General features: G+C 75.9%; 14 protein-coding genes. 8 read left to right on the top strand and 6 right to left on the bottom strand.

Annotation, left to right across the window (positions count from 1 at the left end; all coding sequences use genetic code 11):
- Positions 1-204: 204 nt before the first annotated feature.
- Entirely contained in the window at positions 205-1,065 is an 861-nt protein-coding gene (locus LG634_RS05620) for a GNAT family N-acetyltransferase (RefSeq protein WP_226732492.1), read from the top strand.
- On the top strand, positions 1,062-1,934 hold the full coding sequence (locus tag LG634_RS05615) for a lysophospholipid acyltransferase family protein (RefSeq protein WP_226732491.1): 873 nt from the start codon (positions 1,062-1,064) through the stop codon (positions 1,932-1,934). The genes LG634_RS05620 and LG634_RS05615 overlap by 4 nt, the downstream gene beginning before the upstream one ends.
- On the opposite strand, the gene egtD is transcribed toward LG634_RS05615, so the two are convergent.
- The 6 genes from egtD to LG634_RS05585 all read right to left on the bottom strand — a co-directional run bounded on the left by egtD (position 1,829) and on the right by LG634_RS05585 (position 8,873).
- Complete coding sequence (gene egtD, locus LG634_RS05610; protein WP_226732490.1) at positions 1,829-2,791, bottom strand: L-histidine N(alpha)-methyltransferase; 963 nt, start codon at positions 2,789-2,791, stop codon at positions 1,829-1,831. The two genes, LG634_RS05615 and egtD, sit on opposite strands and share 106 nt — an antisense overlap.
- The gene (egtC, locus tag LG634_RS05605; RefSeq protein ID WP_226732489.1) at positions 2,788-3,546 is read right to left on the bottom strand and encodes an ergothioneine biosynthesis protein EgtC; all 759 of its coding nucleotides are present in this window, start codon (positions 3,544-3,546) and stop codon (positions 2,788-2,790) included. The genes egtD and egtC overlap by 4 nt, the downstream gene beginning before the upstream one ends.
- A complete protein-coding gene (gene egtB / locus LG634_RS05600; RefSeq protein ID WP_226732488.1) occupies positions 3,546-4,850 on the bottom strand; it encodes an ergothioneine biosynthesis protein EgtB in 1,305 nt (434 codons plus the stop codon). The genes egtC and egtB overlap by 1 nt, the downstream gene beginning before the upstream one ends.
- Positions 4,847-6,130 (bottom strand): ergothioneine biosynthesis glutamate--cysteine ligase EgtA, encoded by a 1,284-nt coding sequence (gene egtA, locus LG634_RS05595; protein WP_226732487.1) that lies wholly within the window; start codon positions 6,128-6,130, stop codon positions 4,847-4,849. Before egtA ends, egtB begins: the two co-directional genes overlap by 4 nt.
- 513 nt (positions 6,131-6,643) lie before the next feature.
- Positions 6,644-8,089: an amidase gene (locus tag LG634_RS05590; RefSeq protein WP_226732486.1), complete on the bottom strand. Its 1,446-nt coding sequence runs from the start codon at positions 8,087-8,089 to the stop codon at positions 6,644-6,646.
- 82 nt (positions 8,090-8,171) lie between these two features.
- On the bottom strand, positions 8,172-8,873 hold the full coding sequence (locus LG634_RS05585) for an alpha/beta fold hydrolase (protein WP_226732485.1): 702 nt from the start codon (positions 8,871-8,873) through the stop codon (positions 8,172-8,174).
- 790 nt (positions 8,874-9,663) lie between these two features.
- On the opposite strand from LG634_RS05585, the gene LG634_RS05580 reads away from it, so the two are divergent.
- From LG634_RS05580 to LG634_RS05555, 6 genes are all read left to right on the top strand, one after another.
- Positions 9,664-10,848: a thiolase family protein gene (locus LG634_RS05580; protein WP_226732484.1), complete on the top strand. Its 1,185-nt coding sequence runs from the start codon at positions 9,664-9,666 to the stop codon at positions 10,846-10,848.
- Between the two features lie 199 nt (positions 10,849-11,047).
- Positions 11,048-12,487, top strand: a complete 1,440-nt coding sequence (locus tag LG634_RS05575; RefSeq protein ID WP_226732483.1) for an aldehyde dehydrogenase family protein — start codon at positions 11,048-11,050, stop codon at positions 12,485-12,487.
- A 31-nt stretch (positions 12,488-12,518) separates the two neighbouring features.
- On the top strand, positions 12,519-12,962 hold the full coding sequence (trxA, locus tag LG634_RS05570; protein WP_226732482.1) for a thioredoxin: 444 nt from the start codon (positions 12,519-12,521) through the stop codon (positions 12,960-12,962).
- A gap of 40 nt (positions 12,963-13,002) precedes the next feature.
- Positions 13,003-14,439 (top strand): dihydrolipoyl dehydrogenase family protein, encoded by a 1,437-nt coding sequence (locus LG634_RS05565; RefSeq protein ID WP_226732481.1) that lies wholly within the window; start codon positions 13,003-13,005, stop codon positions 14,437-14,439.
- 126 nt (positions 14,440-14,565) lie between these two features.
- Positions 14,566-15,774: an RNA ligase gene (locus LG634_RS05560; protein WP_226732480.1), complete on the top strand. Its 1,209-nt coding sequence runs from the start codon at positions 14,566-14,568 to the stop codon at positions 15,772-15,774.
- A gap of 4 nt (positions 15,775-15,778) precedes the next feature.
- Positions 15,779-16,696 carry a phosphatase domain-containing protein gene (locus LG634_RS05555; RefSeq protein WP_308072298.1) on the top strand — a complete coding sequence of 306 codons (918 nt, stop codon included), beginning with the start codon at positions 15,779-15,781 and terminating at the stop codon, positions 16,694-16,696.
- Positions 16,697-16,704: the final 8 nt, after the last annotated feature.

Genomic DNA, 16,704 nt, shown 5'->3' with positions numbered 1-16,704 from the left:
CCCGTCGTCGAACTCCTGCCCGCCCCGAGGCGCCGACAGGCACAGGGGCCGTCGTCCGGACCAGGACCGCCCCGCCGACCATTCAGCCGCCGCACATGTACGGGCCCCCGCTCCGTCATGTCGAATCCAGCCGGTCACGGAACAAGTGGAAGAGCCGGGCCGCACGCCTGCGGCCCGGCTCCCGCGTCCGGACCTGGAGCCGCCATGAGCATCGCGCCCGCCACGCCCGCACCCCTCGCCGCCCCCGCCCGCACCGCCCCGGCGCCGTCCCCCACCGTCGCCGCCCCCGCCCGCACCGCCCCGGCGCCGTCCCCCACCGTCGCCGCCCCCGCCCCGCCCGCCCGCTACACCGTCCGCCTCGCCCGTGACGAGCACGAGGTGCGCGCCGCCCAGCGGCTGCGCCACCTGGTCTTCGCCGGCGAAATGGGCGCCCGCCTCAGCGGCCCCGAGCCCGGCCTCGACGCCGACGCCTTCGACGCCTACTGCGACCACCTCCTCGTCCTCGACGAGGACCGCGGCGACGTCGTCGGCACCTACCGCCTGCTGCCGCCCGAGCGCGCAGCCATCGCCGGACGCCTCTACTCCGACGGCGAGTTCGACCTCCGCCGCCTCGAACCGATCCGCCCCGACCTGGTCGAGGTCGGCCGCTCCTGCGTCCACCCCGACCACCGCAACGGCGCCGTCATCGCCCTCATCTGGGCCGGCCTCGCCCGCTACATGGAGCAGACCGGCCACAACTGGCTCGCCGGCTGCTGCTCCGTCCCCCTCGACGACGGCGGCGCCCTCGCCGCCGCCACCCGCGACACCGTCCTCGCCCGCAACCTCGCGCCCGAGGAGTACCGCGTCACCCCCCGCCGCCCCTGGCCGTCCGACGGCGTGCCCCGCCAGGGCCGCGCCGAGCTGCCGCCGCTGCTGCGCGGCTACCTCCGGCTCGGCGCCTGGGTCTGCGGCGAACCCGCCCACGACCCCGAGTTCGGCGTCGCCGACCTGTACGTCCTGCTGTCGCTGCGCCGCACCAACCCGCGCTACCTGCGGCACTTCCTCTCGCTCGTCCCGTCCGCATGAGCGTCTGGCTGCCCGTCGCGCCCTGCACGCCGCCGGCCTGCGCAGGCCACCCCGGCCGCCCCGCCCCGCTGCCGCTGGCACTGCTGCGGCTGGCGGCGGCCGCCGCGGTCCTCCTGGCCGGGGTGGCCGGCGCACCGGCCGCACGCCGGCTGCCCGGCCGGCTCCGGCACCGGGCTGTCCGGGCCTGGTGCCGGCTGCTGGTCCGGGCCTTCGGCATCCGCATCGACGCGGCCGGCGGGCCCGGCCCCCGGGGCGGCCGGCTGGTCGTCGCCAACCACGTCTCCTGGCTGGACGTCCCGCTCATCGCCGCCGTGCTGCCCGCCCGGATGCTCGCCAAGGGCGAGATAGGGCGCTGGCCGGTGCTCGGACCGCTCGCCGCCTCGGCCGGCACCCTCTTCATCGACCGGGACCGCATCCGGGCCCTGCCCGGCACCGTCGCCACCCTCGCCGGCGCACTGCGCGCCGGCGACCGGGTGGCCGTCTTCCCCGAGGGCAGCACCTGGTGCGGCCGCGACCAGGGCCCGTTCCGGCACGCCGCCTTCCAGGCCGCACTGGACGCCGGGGTGCCTGTACAGCCCGTCCGGCTCGCCTACCGGCTGCCCGACGGGTCCACCGCCGGCGCCCCCGCCTTCGTCGGCGACGACCCCCTCACCGCCTCGCTGTGGCGGATCGCCCGGGCCCGCGGGGTGACCGCCGAGATCCGGCTGCTGCCGCGGATCCCGGCGGGCCGCCACCCCGACCGGCGCACCCTCGCGAGGGCCGCTCAGGCCGCCGTCGCCAGCGACAGCGCGAACCGGCCGGCCTCGTCCGTCCACCACCGCGTCAGTTCCAGGCCGGCCGCCGCCAGCTCGGTCCGCACCCCCTCCTGACGGAACTTGGCCGACACCTCCGTACGGATCTCCTCACCCGCGGCGAACGGCACCACCAGGTCCAGCGAGCGGATCTTCACCGCCACCTCGTGGCGGGCCCGCAACCGCATCTCGATCCACTCCTGCTCGCGGTCCCACACCGCCACGTGGTCGAAGTCGTACGCGTGGAAATCGGCGCCCAGCTCCCGGTCGATGACGGCCAGCACGTTCTTGTTGAACTCCGCCGTCACCCCCTGCGCATCGTCGTAGGCGGCCACCAGCGTGGCCTCGTCCTTCACCAGGTCGGTGCCCAGCAGCAGCGCATCGCCCGGCGACAGCATGCGGCGCACCGCGGCGAGGAACGCGGCCCGCTCCGCCGGCAGCAGGTTGCCGATGGTGCCGCCGAGGAACAGCACCAGCCGCGGACCCTCCGACGGCGGCAGCACCAGCGGCCGGGTGAAGTCGGCGATCATCGCGTGCACCCGCAGCGCCGGATGCGCCGCCAGCAGGGTCTGCGCCGCACCCTCCAGCGCGCTCCCGCTCACGTCCACGGGCACGTACAGCTCCAGCCCCGGCATCGCGTCGATCAGGTGCCGGGTCTTCTCCGAAGACCCCGAACCCAGCTCCACGAGCGTCCGGGCACCGCTCACGGCGGCTATCTCGCCGGCCCGGGCCAGCAGGATCTCCCGCTCGGCCCGGGTCGGGTAGTACTCGGGCAGCCGGGTGATGTCCTCGAAGAGTTCGCTGCCGCGGCTGTCGTAGAACCATTTCGGCGGCAGCACCTTCGGCTGCCCGGTCAGGCCGTGCAGCACGTCCGCGCGCAGCGCGGCCTCGGCGGCGTGCTCGTCCAGGGTCCGGGTCATCAGGAAACGGCTCACGGTGCAGGCTCCTTGAGCGGGGTCAGCAGGACGGACGTACGGGAAGCGGTCAGCAGGGTCCGGTCGGGCACCTCGGCCCAGCGCGGATCGTCGTCGTAGGGCTCCGAGGCCACGACCGTGCGGCCGGCCTGGGGGTCGGACAGGTACCACAGGGAGTCGCCCCAGGCGGTCGCCGCGACCGTCCGGCCGTCGGTGAGCAGCAGGTTCAGCCGGGACCCCGGCGCGGCGGCGGCCAGCTCGCGGACCGGCTCGGCGAGCGCGGTGCCCGGGTCCTCGCCGGCCCGCAGCCGGCGCAGCACCAGCGCCCACACGAACGCCGAGTCGGTACGGGCGGCCAGCCGCAGCAGCTCGGCGGGCGGCAGGTCCGAGGCGAGCGGGACGGCCGACTCCGGCCAGCCCCGCACCGCCCCGTTGTGGCTGAACAGCCAGGTCCCGTCGGCGAACGGGGCGGCCGCGGCCTCCCCGTCCGCCCCGGGCAGCGTCGCGTCCCGGACCGCCGCCAGCACCGCCTCGCTGCGCACCACCCGGGCCAGGTCGACGAACGACAGGTCGCCCCAGACCGGCGCGGCCCGCCGGTAGCGGCCGGGCACCGGGTCGCCGGGGGCGTACCAGCCGACGCCGAACCCATCGGCGTTGACCGTCCCGTACCGCTGCATGCGGGGCGCCCAGGACTGCCGCAGCAGCCCGTGCACCGGGTCGGTCAGCAGCCGCCCCAGCGGTACGGCCGGTCCCAGGTAGGCCAGGTGACGGCACATCAGGCGTCCCTCGCGGTGCGGAAGCCGGAGAAGATCTGCCGGCGGACCGGCAGGTCCCAGTTGCGGAACGTGCCGCGGCAGGCGACCGGGTCCACGGCGAAGGAGCCGCCGCGCAGCACCTTGTGGCCGGGGCCGAAGAACACCTCGGAGTACTCCTTGTACGGGAAGGCGGTGAAGCCCGGGTACGGCTCGAAGTCACTCGACGTCCACTCCCACACGTCGCCGATCAACTGCCGCACCCCCAGCGGCGAGGCGCCCTGCGGGTAGCTGCCGGCGGCGGCCGGGCGCAGGTGGCGCTGGCCGAGGTTGGCGTGCGCCGGGGTCGGGTCCTCGTCGCCCCACGGGTAGCGGGTGGAGCGGCCGGTGACCGGGTCGTGCCGGGCCGCCTTCTCCCACTCCGCCTCGGTGGGCAGCCGCCGGCCCGTCCAGCGGGCGAACGCGTCGGCCTCGTACCAGCTGACGTGGAGCACCGGCTCCTGCGCGGGGACCGGCTCGGTGACGCCGAAGCGCCGCCGCACCCAGCCGCCGGGCTCGCGCCGCCAGAAGAGCGGCGCCCCGATGGCGTGCCGGCGGATCTGGTCCCAGCCCTCGGCCGCCCACAGCCGCCGGTCGCGGTAGCCGCCCGCCTCGATGAAGGCCTGGAAGTCGGCGTTGGTCACCGGCAGCGTGTCGATCCAGAACGGGGCCAGGTCGCGTACGTGCGCGGGGCGTTCGTTGTCGAGGGCCCACGGTTCGGTGGAGGTGCCCATGGTGAACGGGCCGCCGGGCACCAGGACTTCGGTGGCCGTGACCGGCGGGCCGGCCGGCGGCCCGGGGTCCGGGGCGGCCAGCACGGCGGCGCCCTTGCGGAGCTGATGGGTGATCAGCATCGTTTCGTCGTGCTGCTGTTCGTGCTGGACGACCATGCCGAAGGCGAAGCCGTCGTCGAGCAGCGCGGTTCCTTCGAAGGTGGTGTGCTCCAGCAGGTCGAGCACCCGGCCGCGGACCTCCGCGGAGTACCTGCGGGCCTCTGCGGGAGGCAGCAGCGGCAGGCTCGGCCGCTCCGCCCGCGGGTGCTCGAACGCGTCGTACAGCGAGTCGATCTCCGGGTGCATCGGGTCGCGGCCGCCGACGTGGCGCAGCAGCCAGAGCTCCTCCTGGTTGCCGATGTGCGCCAGGTCCCAGACCAGCGGCGACATCAGGGGGGAGTGCTGGGCGGTCAGGTCCTGCTCGTCCACGCAGTCCGTCAGCGCGGCGGTCCGGGCGCGGGCGGCCGACAGGGCGGTCAGGGCGCGCTCGCGGAGGGCCTGCGGTACGTCGTTCACGTTCTCGGTCCCTTTCCGTGCCGGTCTCGGTCGTAGAACTCGTCGGCGGGGCAGCGGCCGCGGGCCACGTAGCGGTCCCGGAACGCGGTCACCGCGTCGCGCACCGCGGTGGTGGCGCCCAGCCGGGGGAGGGCCTCGGCGGCCGCCCGGAAGCAGGCCGCGGCGGCCGTCCGCAGGTCGGGGTCGGCGGGCCCGTGCCGGGCGGCCGCCAGCCAGAGCGGATTGCGCGGCGCCGGTCCGGGCCCGGCCCGGTCGGCCAGGCCCTTGGCCACGCGGTACGCGGTCTCCGAGGCCTCTGGGTCGTCGAACAGGGCCGTGACCACCGCCACCGGCACCAGCCAGCCGTCCGGGCCGGGCTGCGCATCGATCATGCGCAGTTCCAGGTGGCCGCGCGGCCGCACCGGCGGGAACAACGTCGTCAGGTGGTAGTCCAGGTCGGCCGCGGTGGGCGGGCGGGGGCCGCCGGTGCGCACCCAGTCCCGGAAGGTGAGCCCCTCGGGCACCTCCCACCGCTGCCCTTCGGGGGCCCGGATGCACATCACGTCGGTGTCCAGGGCGTGCCGGGTCCACGCGGCCCGGGGGTCGCCGTCCATCGGCGGGGCGAGGGTGCGGCGGCCGTCGAGGTCCGTCCAGATGCCCTGCCGGGCCGACCGCCAGCCGGCGTAGGGCCCGCCGGTGGCGGGGGAGTTGGCGAAGGCCGAGACGAACACGGCCCCGAGCAGGTGGGCGAGCGCCCAGCGGCGGCCGTGGCCGAGCGGGCCCGGTTCCTCGTGGCCGGCGTCCAGGCAGACCTGGACGGAGGCGGTGGCGCGCATCATGCTGCGGCCGGCGGCGCCGGTGCGGTCGAAGAAGGTCTCCATGGCCTCGTAGCGGGGGTGCCGGAGGATGCGCTCCGGGACGCTTCCGCGGGTGTCGTGGCCCAGGCCGTGGAGGGCGAGGCGGTGGCCGCCGAGGGTGGTGCGTACGGCGGTCAGGTCGGCGGCGAGGCCGTCGACGCACTCCGTCAGGGAGGCGGCGGGCAGCGAGCTGAGCTCCAGCTGGCCGCCGGGTTCGACGGTGAGGCGGGAACGCAGGGGCAGGGCCCCCACCGCGGCGTGCGCGGCTCCGAGGCGTTCGGGGGAGACGGGGAGTTCGGGGTGGTCGGCGTCGAGCACGAGCCATTCGAGTTCGGCGCCGGTACATCGGGGCGGGCCTGTCTTGAAACAGATGCCGTGGACCAGCGCCTCGACCTCGGGTTCGGTGACCCGTCGGTCGTGGTCGCCGGGCGACTCCTGTGGCATGGCCGGATCCTCCTGTCGATACCGTGACCGCCCCACCCAATCCGGTACGCGGGGACGCGGCAAGATCCCTTTGCGCCAACGCAGAAGCAGGCCAAGGGAGTTGCCGTGCGGTGGAGGATCGCCGGGGGTGGGCCGGGGGGTGGTCGGGGTCGGTTCCGGTCGGGGAACCCGCTGGTGGGCGGGGGTCGGGCGGCGATCGGGCGGCTGAACGCAGCGGGCGTCGCGCCGTGGCGTCGGACACGGCGTATATCCGAATATATGGGTGCCAACCCGCTCGCTCCACGCGAAACATCCCCGGCGGGGCGGTGCCGACCGGCCGGGGCGGGGTGCCCGGCCCCGTGACCGGCAGGTCCCCACCCGGTCGGCTGCGGAGGGTGTGCGCCCGGGCATCCTCCGCTTTGCTCCGCCCGGGTGGCCGCCGGTGCCCGGCTCGCCGCGCGGATCCGCCTCCCCTCCGTCCGAGGACGTCCGAAACCAGCCGGTTTCAGCCGCCGCCGGGGCGAGCGGGCGCTCTCAGGCCTCCGTGCGAGCGCCCGGGGCCGCCGCCGTGACGGCCGGCGGCCGGTGCTCGAACCACCGCAGGTCCGACTCCAGCTGGGCCGCCAGCGAGATCAGCAGGGGCTCGCTGCGGGCCGGGCCGAGCAGCTGGGCGCCCAGCGGCAGGCGGTCGGGCGAGAAGCCCGCCGGGACGTTCACCGCGGGCCAGCCCAGGACGTTCCACGTCCAGGCGTACGGGCAGGCGGCGATCATCGTCCGGTCCGTGCGGAGGGCGTTGAGGCCGGTCAGATGGCCGATCGGCGGCGGGGGAGCGGCCGTCGTCGGGGTGAGGACCACGTCGAAGCGGCCGAAGATCTCGCCGATCCGCCGGTGCAGCAGCCCCTCGGCCCGCCGGGCCAGCCGCAGGGGTGCCCCGCCCAGCAGCCGGCCGGTCCGGGCCGCCTCCCGGGTGCGCGGGTCCAGCAGGGCCGGGTCCGGTACCCGGGCCGTCCATTCGCGGACCCCTCCCGTGGCCCGCGGCACGAAGGTCAGCCCGATCTGCCCGTACCGCGGATCGGCCGGGACCACCTCGTGCCCCAGCGCCTCCAGCCGCCCCGCCAGCCGCTCAACCGCCGCCCGCACCGCCGGGTCCAGGGCCTTGGGGGTGGCCGTGAACGGCATCCGGAACGACAGCGCGATCCGCAGCCGGCGCGGCTCCCGCCGGGCGGCCGCCAGTGCCGCCACCCGCGGCGGCCGGTGCAGGTCGCCGGGGTGCTGCCCGCTCGCCGCGTCGAGCAGCAGGGCGGCGTCCGCGACCGTCCGGGCGAGCACCCCGTTCACCGTGATCCCCTGGAAGGCCTCGGGGTCCGGCCAGGTCGAGATCCGCCCGCGCTGCGGTTTGATGCCGACGAGGTGCGTCCACGCCGCGGGGATCCGCACCGAACCCGCGCCGTCCGAGCCCAGCGCCGCCGGCACCATGCCCGCGGCCACCGCGGCCGCCGAACCGCCGGAGGAGCCGCCGGGGGTGTGCCCGTGGTGCCAGGGGTTGCGGGTGTCCCCGAACGCCGGGCCCTCCGTCACCGGCCACTGGCCCAGCTCGGGCGTGTTCGTCTTGCCGACGATCACCGCCCCGGCCGCGCGCAGCCGCCGTACCGCCTCGCCGTCGGCCGTCTTGGCCGGGAAGTCCCCCGGGCAGCCGAACGCGGTGGGCTCGCCGGCCACGTCCATGTCGTCCTTGACCGCGACGGGCACCCCGAGCAGCGGCAGCCGCTCACCGGCCGCGAGCCGCCGGTCGCAGGCGGCGGCCTCGGCGAGCGCCGCCTCGTGACGGACGATCCGGAAGGCGTTGAGGACCGGCTGGGCCGCGTCGATGCGCGCCAGTGCCCGCCGGGTCGCCTCGGTGGCCGACAGCTCCCCGCGCGCCAGCGCCCCCGCGGTCTCCTCCAGCCCCGCACACTCCGCAGCGGCCTGCGCATCCGACATCGGACCTCCCCCTGTTACCGACCGGTAGTACCGACAGTAACGGGGAGGGGCGGCGGGCGTCAGTCCCGGCGCCGGGGCGGTTTCACAACCAGCCGGAGAGGGAGGCCATGAACCCGTCGAAGTCGTCCCGGTGGATCGTGTGCCCGGCCCCGGGTACGGTGCGGACCTCGAACCCGCGGGAGGCGAGGGCGGCGGCCTGCTCGGGGGAGACGAGGAAGCTCGGGTCGGCCAGCTGCACCATGGACGGCACGGCAGGGGTGTCCGGCATCAGGCCGCCGCCCGCGAGCGCGGTGCCGCCCAGACCGAGAGCGGTGCTCTCGTCCCAGAGCGCCAGTGTCGCCAGCTCCACGTCGACGTCCGCCGCCTCCCACCGCGGGTTCAGCGCCTCGACCTGCTTCCGCCCGGCCCGCTTGAACTGGGCGGACAGCTCCGGCCCCAGCCCCCGCAGCGGCTCCGGTACGGTCCAGGCCGGATCCGAGTACACCGCTCGCGCCGGCCGCAGCCGCGCCGCCGCCAGCGAGAGGCTCAGCCCGCCCAGCGAATGACCGAGGGCCAGATCGGCGCCGGCGGGCAGGGTCTCCACGAGGTCGTCGGCGAACAGCTCCGGGGCGTACGCGCCCCGCCCGCTGGCGCCGTGTCCGCGCAGGTCCACGGCGATCACCCGGTAGCCGAGCCCGGCCAGCGCCGGCCCGACCCGCCGCCAGGTGCGGTGGTCGGACATCAGGCCGTGGACGAGCAGGGCGGTCCGGTCCCCGTCGCCCCAGGTGTGCGTGTTCAGCTGCACGGGCGTGCCTTTCTGCGTGTCGTACGGGAGGCCCCGGGCCGGGCCGGGCCGGGTCAGCGCGGCGGGGCGGTGGCCAAGCGTGGTGCGAGCCCCATGGTTACACGTGTCATCCGCCCGGGACGCACCCCCGGACCGGATCCGGCCAACCTCCCGCTCCGGGCTCCGCCGCCGCTGCGGCCCCGCCCGAACACCGTATGGATCGGCCGGCCCGCCGGCCCGCCGGCCCGACCGCCGTACCGCTGGGCCCGACCGCCGGACCCCGCCGAATGGCAGACCTGCCCGCCCGCCGGCCCGCCGCCGACCGTCCGCCGGTTCCGGCCGACTGGCGGTCCCGCCCCCTGCCCGCTCGCTCGCCCGCCCGGCCTGCTCGCCCGCCCGGCCGACCCGGCCTGCCGCTCTCCCCGGGCTCCGCCGCCGCTGCGGCCCCGCCCGAACACCGTACGGATCGGCCGGCCCGACCACCCGGCCGCTGGCCTGTCGGCCCGCCCGCCGGACCCGCCCGCTGCCAGCCGTCCGCGGGTTCCGGCCGACCGCGGTCCCGCCCGACCTGCCCGGCCTGCCCGGACCCGCCCGCCCCGGGATGGTGCCGGCCCCGCCAAGCGGCGGCGCGGCCCGTCGGCCGCCGGAGCGGTCCGGCGGGGCTCCACCCGACCTGCCGGTGCGCACCATCGCGCCGCCGCACCCCCGCCCACCAGGGCCGCCGTTGACACGGCGGCGGCGGCGGAAGGAGACTTCGGGCGCGTCCGACCGGGACGTGCCCGACCCGCACGGATCTGCCCTGGAGACCCCGATGAGCATCCGCGACGTGTACATCGTCGACGCCGTCCGCACCCCGATCGGCAAGTTCGGCGGTGCGCTCGCCGGGGTCCGGCCCGACGACCTGGCCGCCCACGTGGTCCGCGCCCTCGTGGACCGGACCCCGGACCTCGACCCGTCCCGCATCGACGACGTGGTCTTCGGCGACGCGAACGGGGCCGGCGAGGACAACCGCGACGTCGCCCGGATGGCCGTCCTGCTGGCGGGGCTCCCCGTCGGCGTGCCCGGCGTCACCGTGAACCGGCTGTGCGGCTCCGGCCTGGAGGCCGTCGTCCAGGCGGCCCGCGCCATCGCCCTGGGCGACGCCTCCGTCGCCATCGCAGGCGGCGTCGAGTCCATGAGCCGCGCCCCCTGGGTGGTGCAGAAGCCCGAGCGCACCTTCCCCGCGGGCCACCAGCAGATGTGGTCCACCACCCTCGGCTGGCGGATGACCAACCCCCGGATGCCCGAGGAGTGGACCGTCTCCCTCGGCGAGGGCGCCGAACTCGTCGCGGACAAGCACGGCATCGGCCGCGAGGCCCAGGACGCCTTCGCCCTCGCCAGCCACCGCAAGGCGGCCGCCGCCTGGTCCGCCGGGCTGTACGACGCCGAGGTCGCGCCGTACCCGGGCGTGGACCTCGTACGCGACGAGTGCATCCGCGAGGGCTCCACCCCGGAGGCCCTGGCCAAACTGAAGCCGGTCTTCCGGCCCGAGGGCACCGTCACCGCCGGCAACGCCTCGCCGCTCAACGACGGCGCGGCCGCCCTGCTGCTCACCGACGAGGAGGGCCTGCGCGCCACCGGCCGCGAGCCGCTCGCCCGGATCCGCACCTCGGCCGTCACCGGCATCGAGCCGCAGCTCTTCGGCCTCGGCCCGGTCGACGCGGTGCAGCGCGCCCTCGGCAAGGCCGGCCGCGGCTTCGCCGACCTCACCACCTTCGAGCTGAACGAGGCCTTCGCCGCCCAGGCGCTGGGCTGCCTCGCCGAGTGGCCCGACCTCGACCCGGCCGTGGTCAACCCGCGCGGCGGCGCCATCGCCCTCGGCCACCCGCTCGGCGCCTCGGGCGCCCGGCTTGCCGGTTCGGTCGCCCACCAGCTGGCCGCCGCCGGCTCCGGCACCGGAGTTGCGGCGCTGTGCATCGGCGTCGGCCAGGGCATCGCTCTCGTCCTGGAGCGCTGATCACGGCTCAGAGCACTGCTCCACTGCGGTGGCACCGGTCACGCCGCCGCCTCGCCGCCGCGGGGTCTCCCCGCCCCCGCAGTGGATCATTTTCGGTCAGCAACTGCCCAATAACTGAACAGATTTGAAGGGGCCGGCTCGTTAGCATGGCGCGCGATCCCGGCCCCCGCCGGGCCCGCCCAGACCGGAGGCGCACCCCATGCCGCTGCTCGACCCGACGACCTGGCAGGACGGCCACCCCGGCACCGGCGGCACCGCCCCGGTCACCGAGCCCGCCACCGGCGACGCGCTCGCCGAGATCCGCCTCGCCGCCCCCGCCGACGTCGCCACCGCCGCCGCCCGCGCCGAGGCCGCCCAGCACACCTGGGCCCGCACCCCGCACACCGAGCGCGCCGCCGTCCTGCGCCGGGCCGGCGACCTGTTCACCGAGCACGCCGGGGAACTCACCACCTGGCTGGTCCGCGAATCCGGTTCCATCCCCGGCAAGGCCGCCTTCGAACTGCACGTGGCCGCCCAGGAGTGCTACGAGGCCGCCGCCCTCGCCTCCCGCCCCACCGGCCAGGTACTGCCCAGCGAGGCCCCCCGCCTCTCGTACACCCGCCGGGTGCCCGCCGGGCTCGTCGGCGTCATAGCCCCCTTCAACGCCCCGCTGATCCTCGCCGTCCGCTCGGTCGCCCCGGCCCTGGCCCTCGGCAACGCGGCCCTCCTCAAGCCCGATGCCCGCACCGCCGTCTGCGGCGGACTCGCCCTCGCCGCCGTGTTCACCGCGGCCGGCCTCCCCGACGGCCTCCTGCACGTCCTGCCCGGCGGCGCCGAGACCGGCCGCGCCCTGGTCGCCGAACCCCGGGTCCGCGTCGTCTCGTTCACCGGCTCCACCGCCACCGGCCGGACCGTCGGCGAGGCCGCCGGCCGCGCCCTCAAGCGGGCCCACCTTGAACTGGGCGGCAACTCGGCGCTCGTCGTCCTCGACGACGCGGACGTCGAGGCGGCCGTCGGCCTCGCCGCCTGGGGCTCCTTCTTCCACCAGGGCCAGATCTGCATGACCGCCGGCCGCCACCTGGTCCACGAATCCCGCTACGACGCCTACGTGGAGGCCCTCGCCGCCCGCGCCGAAGCCCTCGCGGTAGGCGACCCGTACCGCGAGCAGGTGCACCTCGGCCCGCTGATCGACGCCGCCCAGCGCGACCGCGTCCACGCCCTCGTCGAGGCGAGCACCGCCGCCGGGGCCAAGCTCGTGGCCGGCGGCACCCACCGCGACCTCCACTACCGCCCCACCGTCCTCGCCGGCGCCGACGACAACACCCCCGCCTACGCCGAGGAGGTCTTCGGCCCCGTCGCCCCCGTCCGCTCCTTCCGCACCCTCGACGAGGCCGCCGCGCTCGCCGCCGCCGGCCCGTACGGACTCTCCCTCGGCATCGTCACCCGGGACACCGCCCGCGGCCTCGACCTCGCCGACCGCATCCCCACCGGCATCGCCCACATCAACGACCAGACGGTGGGCGACGAGGCCGTGGCGCCCTTCGGCGGGGTCGCCGCCTCCGGCACCGGCGCCCGCTTCGGCGGCGAGGCCAACCTCGACGCGTTCACGGAACTCCGCTGGACCACGGTCAGGAGCGAGCCCGCCGGGTACCCGTTCTGAAGGGACCGGAATAGCCGGGACCGGACCACCGTTGAGGCGGACGGCTGCCCGCACCCGAGGAAAGCGCCGCACACGACGAAAGAGGGACCACGCCATGGCCACCGTTGAACTCACCAAGGACAACTTCGACCAGATCGTCAGCGAGAACGAATTCGTGCTGATCGACTTCTGGGCGTCCTGGTGCGGTCCCTGCCGGCAGTTCGCCCCGGTCTTCGAGAAGGCCTCCGAAACCCACCCCGACCTGGTCTTCGGCAAGGTCGACACCGAGGCCCAGCAGGAGCTGGCCGCCGCCTTCGAGATCCGTTCCATCCCCACCCTGATGATCATCCGGGACCAGGTGGCCGTGTTCGCCCAGCCCGGCGCACTGCCCGAGACCCTCCTGGAGGACGTCATCGGCCAGGCCCGCGCCCTGGACATGGACGAGGTCCGCGCGAAGATCGCCGAGGCACGCGGCGCCGGCGCCGCGGGCGCCTGACCCGGGTGCACCCGCCCGCCCGTTCCCCGAGACTGTCCCCATGACCGAAGCCGTGGAGTACGACGTCGTCGTCCTGGGCGGGGGGCCGGCGGGCGAGAACGTCGTCGACCGGACCCGCGCCGCGGGGCTGAGCACCGCACTGGTGGAAGCCGAGCTGATCGGGGGCGAGTGCTCCTATTGGGCCTGCGTGCCCAGCAAGGCCCTGCTGCGCCCCGCCCTCGCCCGCGCCGATGCCCGCCGGGTCCCGGGCCTGGCCCCGGCCGTGCAGGGCAGGCTGGATGCACCCGCCGTGCTCGCCCACCGCGACTGGTGGACCGGGCACTGGAAGGACGACGGCCAGGTGGACTGGCTCGCCTCCATCGGAGCGCACGTCTACCGCGGCCACGGCCGCCTCTACGGCGAGAAGAAGATCACCGTCACCAGCCCCGAGGGCGACCACCACGTCCTGGTCGCCCGGCACGCCGTGGTCCTCGCCACCGGCAGCCGCGCCGTCCTCCCCGACCTGCCCGGGGTGCCCGCCGCCCGGCCCTGGACCAGTCGCGAGGCCACCAGCTCCCAGCACGTCCCCGGCCGGCTCGCGATCGTCGGCGGCTCGGTCGTAGCCGTCGAGATGGCCACCGCCTGGCAGGCCCTCGGAGCCCGCGTCACCCTGCTCGTCCGGGGCCCGCAGCTGCTGCCCCGCATGGAGCCGTTCGCCGGCGAACTCGTCGCCGACGGCCTGCGCGAGGCCGGGGTGGCGATCCGTACCGGCGTGACCGTCGAGGCGCTGGTCCGCGACGGCAGCACCGGACCCGTCACCGTGGTCCTCCAAGGCGGCGAGATGATCGGCGCCGACGAGGTGCTCTTCGCCACCGGACGCGCCCCCCGGACCGAGGACATCGGCCTCGACACCGTCGGTCTCGCCCCCGCCGCCTGGCTCCCCGTCGACGAGAGCTGCCGCGTCGACGGCACCGACTGGCTGTACGCCGTCGGCGACGCCAACCACCGCGCCCTGATGACCCATCAAGGGAAGTACCAGGCCCGGATCGCCGGCGCGGCCATCGCCGCCCGGGCCGCCGGCACCGCACCCGACACCACCCCCTGGGGCGCCCACGCGGCGACCGCCGACCACGCCGCCCGCCCGCAGGTGGTGTTCACCGACCCGGAGGCCGCGTCCGTCGGCCTGACGCTCGCCGAAGCCGAACGGGCCGGACACCGGGCCCGGGCCGTCGACCACGACCTCGGTGCCGTCACCGGCGCCGGCCTGTACGCCCACGGCTACCGCGGCAAGGCCCGCATGGTCGTCGACCTCGACCGCGAAGTGGTGCTCGGCGCCACCTTCGTCGGCCCCGGCACCGGCGAGCTCCTGCACTCGGCCACCGTCGCCGTCGCCGGCGAAGTCCCCCTCGCCCGGCTGTGGCACGCCGTCCCCGCCTTCCCCACCGTCAGCGAGGTCTGGCTCCGGCTGCTGGAGGCGTACCGCGACGGCAGCGGCTGACCCCGCCCCTCCCGGCTTGGCGCCACCGGCCGTGACCTGCGACTCTTGGGCCTGCCGGCCCCGTAAATGGGTACCGGCAGGCCGCTCCCGCACGTGAGAATGGCGCATCACCCACGGGAGGACCCCATGAGCCAGGACCGCCTGACTCTTCACGACCTGATGCCGCAGCAGGAGCTCGCGCAGGCCCTCGACGCCGGACACGTCGTCCGCAAACGGCACCCCGAACTGCCGCTGTCGCTGTACACCTACACGCGGGTGTGCCAGTACGAGCGCATCTGGAACACCGTCACCACCCGGTGCCGGGGACTCGTCGCCGACGACGAGACCGGCGCGGTCGTGGCGCTGCCGCTGCCCAAGTTCTTCAACGTCGGCGAGCACGAGTCGGGGCAGCCGTACGCCCCCGCCCTGCCGGACGAGCCGTTCGAGGTCTACGACAAGGTCGACGGCAGCCTCGCCGTGGTCTTCCACTACGCCGGCCGCTGGCAGGTGGCGTCCAAGGGGTCCTTCACCAGCGAACAGGCGACCTGGGCGCAGCGCCGCCTGGACGCCGCGGACACCGCCGCCCTGGTCCCCGGCACCACCTACCTCGCCGAGATCCTGTACCCGCAGAACCGTATCGTCGTCGACTACGGCGACCGCCGGGACCTGGTGCTGCTCGCCGCCTTCGGCGCGGCCGGCACCGAGGTGCCGCTGGAGCGCGCGGCGCCCGCCTGGGCGGGCATCGGCTCGGTCGTCACCGTGTGGCCCGCCATGCCGCTGGCCGACCTGCTCGCCCTCACCGCGACCGACACCCGGCCGGGCGGCACCGCGGCCACCGGCACCGACGCCGAGGGCTTCGTGCTGCGCTTCGCCTCCGGGGTCCGGGCCAAGGCCAAGTTCTCCGAGTACGTACGGCTGCACAAGGTGCTCACCGGCGTCACCGAGCGGGACATCTGGCGCAGCCACGGCATCCAGCGGTTCGCCGGCCTGCCCGCCCGGCAGGTCGCGCAAGGCATCGGCTGCTCCGTCGCCGACGTCCAGGCCTCCGGCGGCAAGCCGCTCGACGCCCTCCTGGAGCAGGTCCCCGACGAGTTCGACGCCTGGGTGCGCGAGCGGATCGAGGCGATGGAGGAGGCGGCCGCGCTCCGCGAGGCGGCCATCGACGAGGCCTACCGCTCGCTCGCCCCGCTCGCCGCCGACCGGGCCGCGTTCGCCCGGGCCGCCAAGGCGCTGCCGGACCGCGGCGTCCGGGCCGCCGTCTTCCTGCGCCTCGACGGGCGCCCGACCGAGCTCCTGGTCTGGCGCTCGGTGCGGCCGGAGGCCTCCGACCCCTTCACCACCGATGAGGAGAACTGACCCCGTGCCCTTCGTACACGTGATGACCGGGCTGCCCGCCTCGGGCAAGACCACCGCGGCCCGGCGGCTCCAGGAGGAGTCCGGGGGCCGGATGCGCCGGATCAACCTCGACGACCTGCGGGCCATGATGGACCTGCCCGCCGCGCGCGGGGAGCGTTCCCACGGCCACGAGCAGACCGTGCTCGCCGTACAGGACGCGGCGGTCCGGGCGGCCGTCGAGGACGGCTTCGACGTGGTCGTCGACAACACCCACCTGACCCCGCACATCCCCAAGCGCCTCAAGGCCGCCGTCACCGGCCTGGACGCCACCTTCGTGGTGCACGACTTCACCGACGTGCCGGTGGAGGAGTGCGTGGCGCGCGACGCGGCCCGGGAGCCCGGCGTCGGCGAGGAGATCATCCGGATCCTGGCGGACAAGCACGCGAAGTCCCGGCGCGGCGGCTGGCGGCTCACCGGCGACTGGTTCAACGACCGGCCGTCCGCCGAGCCGTACACGGCCGACCCGGCGCTGCCGTCGGCGGTGCTGTGCGACATCGACGGCACCCTCGCGCTGCGCGGGGACCGCGGCCCGTACGACTTCACCCGCTGCGAGCTGGACCTCCTGAACCCGCCGGTCAAGCAGGCCCTCGACGCCTTCCGGCGGGCCGACGGCGACACCGTCGTGCTGTTGTCCGGGCGCAGCGAGGAGCACCGCCCGCAGACCGAGGCGTGGCTGCGCAGGCACGAGGTCGTGTACGACGAGCTGTGGATGCGCGCGGCGGGCGACGGGCGCAGCGACGACATCGTGAAGGCGGAGCTGTTCGACGCGCACGTCCGGAACCGGTTCGCGGTCCGGGTGTCGCTGGACGACCGGGACCGGGTGGTCGCGGTCTGGCGCCGGATGGGCTTGCCGACCTGGCAGGTCAACTACGGCAACTTCTAGGGGCAGCC

The sequence above is a fragment of the Streptomyces bambusae genome, from assembly GCF_020532645.1.
Taxonomy (GTDB): Bacteria; Actinomycetota; Actinomycetes; order Streptomycetales; family Streptomycetaceae; genus Streptomyces; species Streptomyces bambusae.
This window is presented reverse-complemented; position numbering and strand designations above follow the sequence as displayed.